Origin of the sequence: Mesorhizobium sp. 113-3-9 (assembly GCF_016756515.1) — a bacterium.
In the GTDB taxonomy this organism is placed as follows: Bacteria; Pseudomonadota; Alphaproteobacteria; order Rhizobiales; family Rhizobiaceae; genus Mesorhizobium.
On the sequence record NZ_AP023246.1, the window covers coordinates 7,165,223 to 7,179,155 of the forward strand.

13 protein-coding genes and 2 pseudogenes are annotated in these 13,933 nt (G+C 56.8%); 12 read left to right on the forward strand and 3 right to left on the reverse strand.

The window, feature by feature from the left end:
- Nucleotides 1-109 precede the first annotated feature (109 nt).
- Nucleotides 110-508, forward strand: a pseudogene (locus tag MesoLj_RS36950) (AraC family transcriptional regulator); the annotation flags it as partial.
- Here MesoLj_RS36950 and MesoLj_RS34250 read toward each other — a convergent pair.
- Nucleotides 476-625 carry a hypothetical protein gene (locus tag MesoLj_RS34250; protein WP_202327625.1) on the reverse strand — a complete coding sequence of 50 codons (150 nt, stop codon included), beginning with the start codon at nucleotides 623-625 and terminating at the stop codon, nucleotides 476-478. The pseudogene MesoLj_RS36950 and the gene MesoLj_RS34250 sit on opposite strands and share 33 nt — an antisense overlap.
- Nucleotides 626-717: 92 nt before the next feature.
- Between MesoLj_RS34250 and MesoLj_RS34255 the strand changes: the two genes are divergently transcribed.
- From MesoLj_RS34255 to MesoLj_RS34290, 9 genes and pseudogenes are all read left to right on the forward strand, one after another.
- Complete coding sequence (locus MesoLj_RS34255) at nucleotides 718-1,011, forward strand: helix-turn-helix domain-containing protein (protein ID WP_202324208.1); 294 nt, start codon at nucleotides 718-720, stop codon at nucleotides 1,009-1,011.
- A gap of 542 nt (nucleotides 1,012-1,553) precedes the next feature.
- Nucleotides 1,554-2,393: a transporter substrate-binding domain-containing protein gene (locus MesoLj_RS34260; protein WP_202324210.1), complete on the forward strand. Its 840-nt coding sequence runs from the start codon at nucleotides 1,554-1,556 to the stop codon at nucleotides 2,391-2,393.
- 53 nt (nucleotides 2,394-2,446) lie between these two features.
- Nucleotides 2,447-3,421, forward strand: a complete 975-nt coding sequence (locus MesoLj_RS34265; RefSeq protein ID WP_202324213.1) for an amino acid ABC transporter permease — start codon at nucleotides 2,447-2,449, stop codon at nucleotides 3,419-3,421.
- Entirely contained in the window at nucleotides 3,418-4,281 is an 864-nt protein-coding gene (locus tag MesoLj_RS34270; protein ID WP_202324215.1) for an amino acid ABC transporter ATP-binding protein, read from the forward strand. The genes MesoLj_RS34265 and MesoLj_RS34270 overlap by 4 nt, the downstream gene beginning before the upstream one ends.
- A gap of 280 nt (nucleotides 4,282-4,561) precedes the next feature.
- Entirely contained in the window at nucleotides 4,562-4,810 is a 249-nt protein-coding gene (locus MesoLj_RS36535; protein ID WP_244730965.1) for a hypothetical protein, read from the forward strand.
- Nucleotides 4,777-5,154, forward strand: coding sequence for a dimethylsulfonioproprionate lyase family protein (locus MesoLj_RS34275; protein ID WP_244730952.1), 378 nt, complete (start codon nucleotides 4,777-4,779; stop codon nucleotides 5,152-5,154). The genes MesoLj_RS36535 and MesoLj_RS34275 overlap by 34 nt, the downstream gene beginning before the upstream one ends.
- Before the next feature lie 879 nt (nucleotides 5,155-6,033).
- Nucleotides 6,034-8,055 (forward strand): CocE/NonD family hydrolase, encoded by a 2,022-nt coding sequence (locus MesoLj_RS34280; protein WP_202324219.1) that lies wholly within the window; start codon nucleotides 6,034-6,036, stop codon nucleotides 8,053-8,055.
- A gap of 206 nt (nucleotides 8,056-8,261) precedes the next feature.
- Nucleotides 8,262-9,758 (forward strand): amidase family protein, encoded by a 1,497-nt coding sequence (locus tag MesoLj_RS34285; RefSeq protein ID WP_202324221.1) that lies wholly within the window; start codon nucleotides 8,262-8,264, stop codon nucleotides 9,756-9,758.
- A gap of 137 nt (nucleotides 9,759-9,895) precedes the next feature.
- Nucleotides 9,896-10,066, forward strand: a pseudogene (locus MesoLj_RS34290) (transposase); the annotation flags it as partial.
- Nucleotides 10,067-10,149: 83 nt separating this feature from the next.
- On the opposite strand, the gene MesoLj_RS34295 reads toward MesoLj_RS34290, so the two are convergent.
- Both MesoLj_RS34295 and tnpC read right to left on the reverse strand, forming a co-directional pair.
- Nucleotides 10,150-10,794 (reverse strand): UPF0149 family protein, encoded by a 645-nt coding sequence (locus MesoLj_RS34295; protein WP_244730585.1) that lies wholly within the window; start codon nucleotides 10,792-10,794, stop codon nucleotides 10,150-10,152.
- Nucleotides 10,746-11,699 (reverse strand): IS66 family transposase, encoded by a 954-nt coding sequence (gene tnpC / locus MesoLj_RS34300; RefSeq protein WP_244730586.1) that lies wholly within the window; start codon nucleotides 11,697-11,699, stop codon nucleotides 10,746-10,748. The genes MesoLj_RS34295 and tnpC overlap by 49 nt, the downstream gene beginning before the upstream one ends.
- A gap of 158 nt (nucleotides 11,700-11,857) precedes the next feature.
- Between tnpC and MesoLj_RS34305 the strand changes: the two genes are divergently transcribed.
- Both MesoLj_RS34305 and MesoLj_RS34310 read left to right on the forward strand, forming a co-directional pair.
- Nucleotides 11,858-13,093, forward strand: coding sequence for a tyrosine-type recombinase/integrase (locus MesoLj_RS34305; protein WP_202324224.1), 1,236 nt, complete (start codon nucleotides 11,858-11,860; stop codon nucleotides 13,091-13,093).
- On the forward strand, nucleotides 13,090-13,923 hold the full coding sequence (locus tag MesoLj_RS34310; RefSeq protein WP_202324226.1) for a tyrosine-type recombinase/integrase: 834 nt from the start codon (nucleotides 13,090-13,092) through the stop codon (nucleotides 13,921-13,923). Before MesoLj_RS34305 ends, MesoLj_RS34310 begins: the two co-directional genes overlap by 4 nt.
- The last annotated feature ends 10 nt before the right edge of the window (nucleotides 13,924-13,933 follow it).

Here is a 13,933-nt window from a genome sequence, read left to right on the forward strand (position 1 = left end):
ACGTCCGGGATTCCCCAACGTGCTCATAGGACCAGCTGCAAGCGCTCCACCTGACCGTTGCAACAAGAAAATCAATGGGGCGGAGACGTCGCATACGGAGTTCTCGATGATGGCGCTGGCCTCGGCAAGCGAACCTCTTCGTGCAGCCAACAGACTTTCTGGTCAATCACTCTACGAGTGGTATGTCCTATCATCGGATGGGACTCCCATTAGCTCGAGCAGCGGGCTTGAGCTACAGACCGTTTCGATCGACGACGCACCCGCGATCGATCGGCTCTTCGTAATCGCAAGCATGCAAACCGAGAAGTTGCATGATGTCCGTGTGGATCGTTTCCTCCGAAGATTGGCCGTCGCAGGTAAGCCGCTCGGTGCGCTCAGCACGGGAACCTTTGTGCTCGCCCGCGCCGGGCTGCTGGCTGGCTATCGGTGCACATTGCATTGGGAGTTGCTGCGCCAATTCGCGGAGGAGTTTCCGCTAATCGACGCCTGCCGTGAGCTCTTCGTGCGTGATCGCAACCGTTGGACATGCGCTGGGGGCACCGCCGCGATCGACCTGATGCTTGACCAGATATCCAGTGATTGCAGTGGACAGCTCGCTGCGGACATTGCTGAGCAGTTCCTCCATAGCCGCATCCGTCGGCCTCAAGAGCATCAGCGTATTGCCATTCAATGGCGCTACGGCGTGAATGACCCCCGTCTCACGGCGGGATCGCTTGCATGGAGCAGAACCTCGAAGATCTGGTCCCCATACAAGACATCGCCCAGCGTTGCAACCTGTCGCAGCGACAGCTCGAGCGTTTGTGGCACCAGCACTTCAACACAACCCCGCAGCGCTTTTACCTCGCCGTGCGCCTGAACGAGGCCCATCGGCTGCTCAAGGAAAGCACCGAGTCCATTGCCTCGATCGCGCTGCGCTGTGGCTTCGTCTCGGGTTCGCATCTTGGTAGCGCCTACCGCCACGCCTACGGGGTTAGCCCTGGTGAAGAACGTCGAAAACCAGACATGCGGTAGCAAGATAGCGAGCATCCAGGAGTTTCCACCTCCGAGGATGATATTCCACCGCATTGCCTTTTGTGCAACAGGCTATAGCAAACTGCGTCCGCCGTCTCGAACGTCGATGTCAACCTAGGCGGGCCGACTAGGTCGGCGCGTGCTCGGCGGCAATGCACCCACTGCATGCCCTAATCGAGGCGCATCCCCTCCCACCTCGTTTAAAGTCGAAGTTCCTCACGAATCGTGAAACTTCCGGTCAGTGCATCCCGATCGCCATCGCTACGACAAGGTCGCCAGCAACTCCCTTGCCGGCGTTCTCCTCGCAGCCGCAATCATCGCAATTTAGTTGAGTCACGACCTTAGCTTAGTCGACAAAACTGCAAATGAAGCGAATCTATGCAGGAAAACTGCGGCATGAGATGGAAGAGTCCGACCTTGGCAGTCGACGATCGCATAATTTGAACCTGCTCTGACCAACCAGACCTTAAGGGAACAAGGTGTGGACGGACTTCGGCACGCAGTGGATTGGTCTAAACGCAAGTCACAAATGGGAGCATCACGTGAACAGATTTAGGACGATTTTCGCATCTCTCGCTTTACTCGGCGTTGCGTCGATAGCTTTGTCGACCGAGGCCAATGCCGGCGAGGTGCTTGACCGAGTGCTTGCCACAAAGACACTGACAGCGGCAGTGGGCACCGACTGGGGGAAGGAGTCGTTCTTGAACGACAAAAGCGAGATCGACGGGCTTGATCCCGACGTCATCAAAGGCATCGCGAAATACCTGGGCGTCGAACCGAAATTTGTAACGCCGAGCTGGGAGCTTATGGTTGCAGGCGATTGGCAGGGCCGCTGGGACGTTGCTATGGGAGCGATGGTCCCGACGAAGGCTCGTGCAGAAAAACTTAGCTTCCCAGGGATATATTTCTACGCACGCTCTGTCGCCGTCGTTCACAAGGATAGTAAAGCGCAGAAGCTTTCCGATCTCAACGGCAAGACCATCGGCGCTAACGTGAGTACTACGGACGAATTCTACGTCAGACACACTCTGACGCCGGATTGGCCTGACGCAAAGCGCGTGGAATATAAGTTAAATCCAGGAGAAGTGAAGACTTACGAAAGCTATGCGATTGGATTGGCTGATCTACGCCTCGGCGATGGAGTTCGTTTGGATGCGCTTGTCGTATCAGACATAGCAGCGCAGGATGCTATTAAAGCGGGTAGCCCGATTAGGCAACTCGGAGACACCCTTTACGCGGCCCCCGGTGCTATAGCAACTCTTCACGGAGATAAAGAATTTGACGAGAAGATTGCCGCCGCGATAAAAAGCATGAGGGATGATGGGACGCTCTCGAAGTTAGCTACTAAGTGGTACGGTGTAGACGTCTCGACCGATTACTAAGGTGTCAGATGGCCCAGCTAAAACTGGGCCATCTATACTAATGGATGTTATCAATGCTCTATAGGGATACTGTCGAGTCCGAGGCGCTCGTTCATAAGTGGTGGTTTATCACCGCAATTTTTGCGGCAGTGTTTTTGATTTCTCTAGCGATTGACCTCACAGGCACTCGGATGGGCGAACTCATGCGGCCCGTGATTGGCGATCCGATAAAGAGTGGTTTGTTTGGTTCCTTCGCGATTGCATTTGTAATTGCAATTGTTTTCTGTATCAACTTGGTGCTGATCGGTTTTTCAACATTGAAAGTCCAAGTAGGCATTGTGTGGTTTGAATTGCTCCTACTTTTTCTTGCGTTCTTCAATTTGTTCGATTTGAGCTTACCGTTCATTTGGAAGAATCTGCCACGTCTGATCACCCAAGGAGTGGTAACCACAATATACATTTCTGCGATTTCGCTTGTGTTTTCGTCGATTATAGGAATAATTGCTGCAATCGCGAAGCTTTCAACTAATGGCTTCGCGTATGGGATCGCAAGCTTTTATACTTCGTTTTTCCGCGGCCTGCCCCTATTGATGCAGGTCTATATGGTATATCTTGGGTTGCCGCAGGTGGGTCTCGTGCTCGACGCGGTCCCTTCTGGAGTGTTAGCACTTTCATTGTGTAATGGTGCATACATGGCAGAGATCTTCCGCTCTGGGATCCAGAGCATCGACCGAGGTCAATGGGAGGCCTCTCGTTCGTTGGGTTTCGGCTTCGGCCTCACGATGAGAAAGATCATACTGCCGCAAGCGCTTCCGGTAATCATTCCACCAATGGGAAATTCTTTCATCGGGATGCTAAAAGACAGTTCGCTTGTCTCGGTCCTGGGAGTATGGGAATTGACGTTCCTTGGTCGCACCATCGGGGTTCCGACCTTCCAAGTGATGGAGATGTTGATAGCCGCGGCAATTTTATATTGGATTCTTTCGGTCTGCCTCGAGCTAATGCAATCCAGGCTTGAACGTTATTTTGCCAGGAGCAAGGTGCGATGACCTTCGAACGCATTGGTCAAGTGAAGGAAGGTCCAAGCTGGTACTCCAAGGCTCCTGCCTCTGTACCGTATGCTGAACCAAGTTCGGTTCGGAATTCATCGGGCGGGAGGCAAGCGGTAGTGAGTGACACGGTCATCGAAGCTAGCAACGTCTCGAAATGGTACGGCGGATTCAGAGCGTTGACTGGCGTCAACCTCAGCGTCCGCAGGGGTGAACGAGTCGTTATCTGCGGCCCCTCTGGTTCGGGCAAGTCGACACTGATCCGCTGCTTCAACCGGCTCGAAGCACATCAGGAGGGCGAGATTACAGTTAACGGGATCAGGCTGCACGGCAAAATGCGCAATGTTTCTGAGGTTCGCAAGAACGTCGGCATGGTGTTCCAGCACTTCAATCTCTTCCCGCACATGACAGTGCTCATGAATTGCATGTGTGGCCCGATGTGGATTAAAGGCATGTCCGAGCTCGAGGCTAGGAAGCTGGCTCTCAAATTCCTCGAGCGCGTGCGAATACCCGAGCAGGCCCACAAATATGCAGGTCAACTCTCAGGAGGCCAGCAGCAGCGCGTCGCGATCGCTCGTTCCCTCTGTATGGAACCTGCCGTCATGCTCTTCGACGAGCCGACCTCATCGCTCGATCCGGAAATGGTCGCTGAAGTGCTGGAGACGATGACCAGTCTCGCGCGCGACGGCATGACCATGGTGTGCGTTACGCACGAAATGGGCTTCGCACGTTCGGTTGCCGACCGAGTTATCTTCATGGACGCGGGCCAGATCGTCGAAGAAGGCAAGCCACGCGACTTCTTCACGAATCCAAAGCATGACAGAACAAAGTTGTTCCTCAGTCAGATCTTGTCGCACTAACTGGTGCTTTCCTTCACGAGAGACGCCCAACCCTTGTTCGCCATAAACGCTCATCGAAGAGCTGCGTGATTGTTCTTCCGAATAGAATGAGATCATCAGATAAATTGGACAAGCGAGCCGCTTAGCCCACCGCCAATTGCAGAGCGGCGGTGTAGCCTCCAGCTATTGCCGGTACGCCCCGCGACCGGACGAGCGGTGCCGGCGTTTCCGATGGCTGAGCGTCAAAGTGTACCGGCTAGGGAGCTTCACAATTGGTGCATCTTGCAGGAGCTAGTATCCAATGAACCGTCCATCCGACCTTCAGCATTTCCTCGACACGGCTGAACTGGCGATGTGTTTCTCACAGCGTCCGGTGGAGGAGCGCTGCGTGGTTCAGAGGGTCATTGCAAAATGCAGGAATTGGACGGGCGAGATCCATTCGGCAGGCGACTTCAGGCTGCCGGTAATGACGCATTTCGACGAGACGATTGCCCGTCGCGCCGCTGTTCCGCCGACCTGGTTAATGTTGCTGACACGCTATGCCGGCTAAATCCGCATCTTAAGTGGCAGTCTCGGAACCGTGTAGGCCCCGGAGCGAGCGACAATTTCCTCGATGGCAATGCCTCCGCCATGATCGTCGGGCCAGGCGGGTATGAGGATCGCGACGACGTGTGGATTGGTGCCAGTTTGCTCGGCCCTACGGTCACATATCCTGATCATACTCATCCACCCGAGGAAGCGTATCTTGTGTTGTCGTCAGGCTCGTTCAGGCAGAGCGAGGGTGACTGGCAGCGTAAGCGGGCGGGGGAGACCTTCCACAATCGTCCAGGCATTCTACATGCGATGCGCGCCGAAGCAGCGCCGATGCTCGCTCTTTGGTTCCTTTCAATTTGAAAGGAAGTGACTTATCTGGCATCGAACGAGCAGGATCGCTGACCAATCTACACGCCTTGGTTTGTCCTCTTAACTCTCGCTTCTCCATTGCGCAGCCCGGCGGTCATCTGCTCATCGCGACCTAATCAAAGACGTGGACGACGGAGGTGAAAGTCATGCCACGTCAAGTTCTGCCGTACCCCTCCGATGACGCTTTCGATTACCCACGTAGTCGGCGTGCCTAGGGCGATGTCATTGAGGCGGGTCAGACCGAGCCAGACAGCCATTTCTCCGGTGCGGATCTTGGTTGATTAGGTGGGCACTGCTGTTCAATGTTCTGAACAATGCACCTGCGTCGTCATCAACGCAGACCTCAGCTTCAGCGACATGCATGAAAGTCGGTCGCCTATCGGTGAAAGTTCCCTGGCGGAAATTAACACAGGCGACGAGATGAATTAGTGCACCCGTCGGTCAAGCGGCGCTGATTAGCTAGGCATATCGGCTCACGCTCCAATGAAGACGCGCGCACATCTCCTGAAACGGCTACTCGTGCTGAACAGATGCTTAAAACAGTCGCCGAGGGTCAAGAAAACGCTGGTTTCCTGCGTTGAGGCCGATCTGATTCACGCAAAGCGGCCCGGGCAACCCTGCTACATTTGATAGAATGGGCGGTGCTGCTGCGCGGTTCAGTAAACGGGGGCTATGTAGTCGCGATTTGAACCCGGCAAAGCGAAGGAGCCAGATTAACGTGTATAAATGTCAGTAAAACACGCATATTTCTTCGCCAGAGGTAACCTTGTGAGGGTGGACTGTGCTCGCAAACGCGGCCGGATTCGCTAGCCGTATATTCAACCGCGGGCTGCCGCTGCCACCACTAGTATGACAACTCTTAGGATCCAAATGAAGATAGTGACTGACTTCCCACGGAAGGTCCGTGAAATTGAGAACGTATTCATTCCGCTCTCCGACGGCACGCAACTGTCCGCACGTATTTGGCTGCCGGAGGACGCCGAAACCGATCCTGTGCCAGCTATTCTCGAATATACCCCGTATCGCAAGCGCGATTGGATATCCGCACGAGATACGGCTACGTATCGATATTATGCAGGTCATGGCTATGCCGGCGTCCGAGTCGATCTGAGGGGCACTGGCGAGTCGGACGGTTTGCTTGTCGACGAGTATGCAAAGCAGGAGCAGGACGACTGTCTAGAGGTTTTGGCCTGGTTGGCAAAACAGCCTTGGTGCACCGGCGCATGTGGTATGATCGGTATCTCATGGGGCGGTTTTAACGGATTGCAGGTTGCTGCAAGGAACCCCCCGGAATTGAAGGCGGTGGTTTCGCTGTGCTCCACCGACGATCGATATCGGGACGACATTCATTATATCGGTGGATGCCTGCTGCTTCGAAAAATCACCTGGGCAGAAGAGATGACCTCAGAGTTGACCTACGCGCCGGATCCGGCGCTGTTGGGAGAGCGTTGGCGCGAGATGTGGCTAAGGCGATTGGAAAACCTACCGCTGCTTCTCGATAATTGGCTGGAGCATCAGCGTCGTGATGCATATTGGAAGCACGGCTCGGTTTGTGAGGACTACTCCAGTATATCGTGTCCGGTCTACGCTGTTAGCGGCTGGACAGATGGATACACCAACGCGGTGCCCCGTCTACTTTCGAAGTTGAGTGTGCCCCGTAAAGGGTTGGTAGGCCCCTGGGGGCATCACTACCCGCATGTGCCTGAAGCCTTCCCGGGGCCGCAAATAGGGTTTCTGCAGGAATGCCTTAGGTGGTGGGATCACTGGTTAAAGGGCAAGGATACAGGGGTGATGGACGAGCCGATGTATCGGGCGTGGTTGTGTGAACCTGTCCGACCAAAGACATTCTACAGCGAGCGTCCCGGTCGCTGGGTCGCCGAACCCTCTTGGCCGAGTCCTCATATCCAGCCGCAACATTTCACCCTGAATGTAGGTACACTTTCCTCAACGCAGGAGCCTGAAGCCGAACTGCAAATCCGCTCACCTCTTCATACGGGTGCAGCGGCCGGTCGCTTTAGCGCGTGGGCCTATCCCGGCGACATGCCGGCTGATCAGCGCGAAGAAGACGGCAAATCTTTGTGTTTCGACAGTGAGCCGCTGGAAACCAGGATCGAGATTCTGGGGGCACCCGTCGTTGAGCTTGACGTTTCGAGCAACAAACCTGTTGCGCAGATTTGTATTCGCCTAAATGACGTAGCGCCCGATGGTGCCTCGACGCGGGTGAGTTACGGCTTGCTCAATCTTACGCATCGCGACGGACATGAAATGCCAACTGAGCTTGAACCCGGAAGGCGCTACAAGATACGAGTGCAATTGAAGGAGTCAGCTTACGCCTTCCCGCCCGGTAACCGAATTCGTGTTGCTGTGAGTTCGGCTTATTGGCCATTCGTTTGGCCAACTCCGGAACCCGCAACGGTCAGTGTTTTCGCTGGCGCGAGCAAGTTGGAATTGCCGACACGCCACCCCCGTCTCGAAGACGAACATTTGAAACCTTTTTTGCCTCCCGAAGCCGGCCCTCTCGAGCAAAGCACAGTGCACCGGGAGGGGTCGACACGTGAAACAACCACCCGCGACCTAGTGACAGGCGAAACGACGTATGTTCTCGCAAGAGATAATGGCTCTAAGACCATCGATCATATTGGACTGGAGATAGAAAGCGGCAAGCTTGACACTTTCAAGATCGGAGAAGACGATCCCCTTACTGCAACGATCGATATTGAGAATTGGCACCGCCAGGCTCGGGATGAATGGGAAGTTCACACCAAGTCTCATACCTCCTTTCGTGCCACTGAAACCGAATTTATTATCGAAGCGCGGGTAGACGCGTTCGAAGGGGGCAACCTTTTAGTTTCTCGAAAATGGAACATTAAGAAAAACAGAGATCTAATTTAAATGATGATTCAGACTTAGTTCTCCATAATGTGGAGGCCGCGAAATCACGATGTGTCGAATGCGCTTGCGGGACGTCGTCAGCGTCATACGCCATTGCCTGCGGACATTCGCAGCGTAGGAAACGATTAGATGTTTCACATAACAGAATGGGGTTGAGAATCATCAGACAAGCTAGCGAACTCGACGTTCCTTTTGGCGCTACGCCCTTGCGTAACGAGATCGTCCCCTTCCAGAGTTATCAGGTAGATGCGAAGATGCCCTTCGAAGTGCGAGAAGCCACAGTACTCGATATGCAGGCCGCCATGGCGTCAGGACAAATATCGTCTGCCGAGCTAGTGACTGCGCATATGGCGCGGATCGAGGCGTTCGATCAAAAGGGGCCGTGCCTAAACGCCATGATTTGCTTAAACCCTAACGCCGGTGAAGATGCAGTGACACGCGACGCTGAGCGACAGCGGGGGCATGTTCGAGGTCCCCTTCATGGAATCCCGGTTATCCTCAAGGACAACTACACTACAAGAGAGATGCCGACTACGGCGGGGTCAGTTTCACTCGCAACTTTGCAGACTACCGATGATGCATTCCAGGTGAAGAAACTGCGAGACGCAGGAGCGATCATCCTTGGCAAGGCGAACATGGATGACCTGTCCAACGGTTCTGTATCCATGAGTTCGGTGCGGGGGCAGACCCTGAACCCCTACGATCTGCGGTTTGTTCCTGGCGGGTCGAGCGGCGGGAGCGCGGTCTCTGTAGCGGCCAGCTTTGCCCCAATCGCATTTGGGACCGATACAGGTATCTCAATTCGGCTCCCAGCCTCCGCCAATAACCTATTTGGGCTTCGTCCGACCAAGGGACTGTCGAGTATAACGGGAATTGTGCCAAGGTCTCGGACACACGATACTGCCGGACCGATGGCCCGCAATGTAGCAGACCTGGCCATCGCGCTCGATGCTACCGTTGGATACGATCCAAAAGACCCCGCGACTAGGGCGGCGCCGAAAGGGTTGACGCCCAGGTTTTTGGCATCACTTAATACAGAAAGCCTGCGCTGTGCGAAGTTCGGACTGGTCAAGAATCTGCACGGAGCCGTAGCCTCCGAAGTGAGTGTGATAATTGCCGCTGCAACCGAAACCTTGAGAAAAGCGGGTGCTTCGACGGTTGAATTAGAATTGCCGCTTGCGGACAGCCTGAATGAAGCTACTGTTTGGAACATGGAGTTCAAGTTTGACCTCGCTGAATTCCTCGCTGGCATTCCAAGCGCCCCTGTTCAATGTCTGGCAGACATACTGGAGGGTGGCGAATATTACCTTCCTTTTGAAGAGGAGTTTCGCCTTTGTGAGACGAGCCTCAGCCTCGATACTGACACTTACCGTACGGCTCTTGCGGAGCAGGTTCGCATTCGCGCCGCCGTGGTCTCGAAGATGGACGAACTCCAAGTCGATGCTCTTGTATATCCGATCACGAGAGTTGGGCCGGTTGAGATCGGTAAGATACAGCCGGGCGACTGCAATGGTAACCTAAGCGCCGTCACGGGCTTGCCGGCCTTGGCTGTTCCGGCCGGGTTCAGCGCGACAGGGCTTCCGGTCGGCATGGAATGGTTGGGTAGACCATTCGCAGATGAGCTACTTGTGCAACTGGCCTACGGCTACGAGGTTGTTGCTCGTCCACGTCGCGTACCCAGTACGACGCCTGCCCTCTCATAGACTATTCACTTCCCAACTGCGGTCTAATCCACAATACTGGGCAAAAGGCTCATATACTCGCGGCTTGATGCGAAGTGACCTGAGACCCTGAACTTCCTCCAGATTTGGGTAGAGTGCGTCGATCACGGAGACGGACGATGCGACCATCACGGTTTACGGAAGAGCAGATCATCGGGATGCTGAAGGAGCAGGAGGCCGGCGCGAAGACGGCTGATGTCTGCCGCAAGCATGGCATCTCGGCAGCGACCTTCTACAAGTTCAAGGCCAAGTTCGGCGGGATGGAGGTGTCCGACGCCCGTCGCCTGAAGGGTAAGCGGTGCACCAAGGCACCTTTCCCGAAGCCGCCTGATGCGTGTATGGCGGTCAGCCGTTAGTCGGGGCGGCGGGGCGATCACTGCGGGTTATCATAACGGGTAACATAGTGGAGTTCGCGAAGGGCGGGGACGACGAGGGCGATATCTTTGTATGCTTCGTGCTCGATGAAGTGCGCGGTCTCGGGCCCCTGCCTGGGTTTGCCGAGGACGGGCCGCCCCTTTTTGTCGACGCAATAGATCAGGATCGGCAGCAGCAGACCGTGGTTGGGGTTCTTGAGGTCGAGTAGCCGTTTCCAGCGTTTGATGTTGAGATTCATGGCCGCGTAGAACCCCTGGCACCACGGTCGGGGGTCGATGCCGCCGGGCTTGGTGGCGAATCGGGGCGCATAATCCTGGGGTCTGTCGAAGAGCGTCTCGTTGATCCGGTTGTGGATCCTGGCGAGGCTGGCAAACACTGCGTGATCGGTTGCAGAGCCTTTGGCCAGAACGTCGCGCGGCAACCCCATGAGCGGGCACATCCAGTCTTGCGGGTCCGGGTAGCGCGGCCCGGTGACCGCCGCCGTTACGAAGCCATCCAGCGCCGACATGGTCCGCACCAGCGGGCGGGGGGCGGGCTTGACGGCCATCCAGGCATCGAGCGCCTCGTCCGACAGCGCCCTGTCATCGAGCGCGCTCATGCCGCCAAGGGGAGCGGCATCTCTTGGCGGCGCGCCCAGTTCCATGGCATCAGCTCGTCCCAGCGCGAGGCTGGCCAATCGTTTTGGATGCGCTCGGTGACATCGGCCATGTAGGCTTCGGCATCGACGCCGCAGAGCTTGCAGGTCTCGATGATGCTGAGCACGACCGCTGACCGCTCGGCCGCGGCGAAGCTGCCCGAGAAAAGCCAGTTGCGCCTGCCGACCGTAAATCCACGAATCGCGCGCTCCGCGATCAGGTTGTCGGGCTCGAGTTGGCCATCGTAGAGGAAGCGGTTGAACGCGCGCCATCGCTTGGCGCCGTAGGCGAAGGCCTTGGCAATATCGGCATGGCGCGACAAACCGTTGCCCTGGCGCATGAGCTGTCGTCGCAACGCGCGGACCAGTGGTCGGGTCCGCCTTCGTCGTGCGGTCAATCGCTCGGCGGGCGGGAGCCCCCGTATCTCTTCCTCGATCCGGTAGATCGCCTGGATACCAGCCATGGCCGTCGTGCTGAGCTCGGTCGGCTGGCTGTCGTGAACGTCGAATATCTTGCGACGCAGATGGGCCAGGCAGGCAGCTTCTCGAATGGCGCCGCCCTTGTAGATCTGGTTATAGCCGCTGAAACCGTCGGCCTGCAGCGTGCCGGCAAATCCGGCGAGCTCAGTCATCACGCTCTCGCCAGCGCGGCCCATGGTGGCGCGATACCAGGCAATCGGCGGCTCCTGCGAACCCGAGTTGCGGTCGTCGGCGACGTAAACCCAGAGCGCGCCCTTGTGTGTCTTGCCGTTGCCGGGCGCCAGGATCGGAAGCCGCGTGTCGTCGGTGTGGATCTTGGTGCGGGTACGGCCGATCTCACGGATGCGGTTGTAGATCGGATCGAGCAAGGCGGCGGCGTAGCCGGCGCTGCGCGCAAGCGTCGATCGCTCGATATCGACGCCCTTGGCGGCCATCATCTGGGCCTGGCGGTAAGATGTTGCGCACGGAATTATGCTGCGGAGGCTCCAGTTCTCCCTAAGTTCCAGGCGATTCCAGGGAATCTCCGCAACATAATTTTCTGAAGCACATCCGATGTCATGATCCAGGCGCCAACAACAAGGAGACCTGGATTATGTTTGAGGTTCTTTTTAGCCGACCGCATGCGATCGCACGGTATCGTTCCGCTCCATTGCTCAGGGAGCGGCTCCTCTATCTTGCCCATTGCAAGCAAATCGGCATCAAGCTTGAGACGCTGTGCAAGATCGCCGCCTCCCAGCTGGACCTGGTGCGCATTCTCGATTTGCACGACAACGACAGCTCGATCTTGCTCAAGGTTGGGAAAGCTTTCCGGCTTTGGTCTCTACCCGTCGAATGCAAATCACGACCTCGCGCGCGTCGACGATTCTTCGGGTACGCTGAGCGATGGATGCGCTTTATGGGTTGGCTTGGGGAGCACGAGGCGACACGCCACTCCCATACGCGCGAGGTCACTATCTTCGCGGCGCGCATGTCTTCTGAACATGGATGGGCGGATACCACGGTCGAAGGATGTTGCCGGACGATCAATTGCTTTTTCGACTGGCTGGAAGGGAGAGGCGTCGATCTAGCGTCGGTCGGGATCGACATGATCGATCAGTTTGTCGCGCGCTATCACGCACGCGGCTGCAGTCGATCAACCATCCATCTCTATGCGCAACAACTGCGTGGATTCGTTCGGTTCGCCGGACAGCAGGGCTGGTGCAAGCCGGGCTTGGCCGATGGGATCATGCCGCCGCAACGCTATCCCGGCGAGACAATTCCGAAAGGGTTGAGCCGGGACGAGGTCATCCGCCTGCTCGCCACTACTGAGGGCGACCGCCCTCATGATATGCGCGCCCGTGCCATCCTGATGCTGCTGATCACCTACGGTCTGCGCGCCGGTGAGGTTAGCGGCCTTCAACTCGGCGATTTCGACTGGGAGCAGGAGATGTTACGGGTGCGCTGCCCCAAGCCTGGACGTACGCATCTCTATCCGCTTTCACCAGGCGTGGGGCAGACGATCCTGCGTTACCTGCGCGAGGTTCGCCCCGCGCACCCCGACCGGAGGCTGTTCCTGACGATGAAGGCCCCGATCAGGCCGCTTAGCCGCGGAGTAATAAAGGGAATCGTCTGTACCCGTCTCGATAGTCTTGGGGTCACCGGCAAACGCCGCGGTCCGCATGCGCTGCGCCATGCCGCCGCCCAACACCTCCTCGATCAAGGTTTGTCGATGAAAGCGGTCGGCGACTTTCTCGGCCATCGAAGCACCGCAGCTACCTCAATCTACGCAAAGGTGCAGCTCAATATTCTTCGCGAGGTTGCGAAGATTGATCTGGAGGGGCTGCTATGATCCTCCGTGACGCGATCGACCACTATGTAGCGTGGCGGCGAGCCCATGGCGCCCGATTTTTTACCAGCGCAAACACATTGTACCAATTTTGCAAGAGCGTTCCTGAGCACCGGCGCTGCGATGCTGTTACAGAAAGCGAGGTGCGACGGTTCCTCGCCGGAACTGGTCCGCTCACCCGTTGGCGTGCTAACAAGTACGCTGCTCTCGCCGGATTTTACCGGTATGCGATCAGCCGCGGTTATGCCGCCCTGTCGCCGCTGCCGTCGGCGGACGAAGAGCCGAGAGACCCGCAATCGGCGCCGTCTTACATTTACTCTCGCGAAGAACTGGAGCGCCTGTTCGGCGCCATCGATATCAGCCGCAAGCGCGCCATTCGGCTCGATGCCGACACCTTCCGCACACTGCTGTTGATCCTGTACGGAGCTGGTCTGCGAACCAGCGAGGCGCTCCACCTGTCCATGAGCGACGTCGACTTTGCAGATGCCGTACTGACCGTACGGGACACCAAATTCTACAAAAGTCGCCTCGTTCCCGTCGCTCCGCAACTCGCCGGCGCGCTTAGTGCTTATGCCGAACGACGTTCGGACCGTCCGCTGCCACAAGGGATGGCGTCCGCCTTCCTTGCAAACCGCGATGGAACACAGGTGAGGAAGCACAATGTCGATCATGCATTGAAACGGCTGCTCGAGACCACCGGAATCGATCGCAAGGATGACGGCCGGCGCGCCCCGTGTCTGCACGCCTTTCGACTGCGGCGCGGCAATCAACGTGAGAGCGCAGCGTCAATCAGGATGAGAATGCCGGCGGATTGGAACGCAGGGAGGGCGTAGCCCGACCGGA

Excerpts from the sequence above, each read along its gene's own strand:
- MesoLj_RS34250 (WP_202327625.1), bottom strand. The coding sequence starts at position 625 with ATGGAGGAACTGCTCAGCAATGTCCGCAGCGAGCTGTCCACTGCAATC.
- MesoLj_RS34255 (WP_202324208.1), top strand. The coding sequence starts at position 718 with ATGGAGCAGAACCTCGAAGATCTGGTCCCCATACAAGACATCGCCCAG.
- MesoLj_RS34265 (WP_202324213.1), top strand. The coding sequence starts at position 2,447 with ATGCTCTATAGGGATACTGTCGAGTCCGAGGCGCTCGTTCATAAGTGG.
- MesoLj_RS34270 (WP_202324215.1), top strand. The coding sequence starts at position 3,418 with ATGACCTTCGAACGCATTGGTCAAGTGAAGGAAGGTCCAAGCTGGTAC.
- MesoLj_RS36535 (WP_244730965.1), top strand. The coding sequence starts at position 4,562 with ATGAACCGTCCATCCGACCTTCAGCATTTCCTCGACACGGCTGAACTG.
- MesoLj_RS34280 (WP_202324219.1), top strand. The coding sequence starts at position 6,034 with ATGAAGATAGTGACTGACTTCCCACGGAAGGTCCGTGAAATTGAGAAC.
- MesoLj_RS34295 (WP_244730585.1), bottom strand. The coding sequence starts at position 10,794 with ATGGAACTGGGCGCGCCGCCAAGAGATGCCGCTCCCCTTGGCGGCATG.
- tnpC (WP_244730586.1), bottom strand. The coding sequence starts at position 11,699 with ATGGCCGCCAAGGGCGTCGATATCGAGCGATCGACGCTTGCGCGCAGC.
- MesoLj_RS34305 (WP_202324224.1), top strand. The coding sequence starts at position 11,858 with ATGTTTGAGGTTCTTTTTAGCCGACCGCATGCGATCGCACGGTATCGT.
- MesoLj_RS34310 (WP_202324226.1), top strand. The coding sequence starts at position 13,090 with ATGATCCTCCGTGACGCGATCGACCACTATGTAGCGTGGCGGCGAGCC.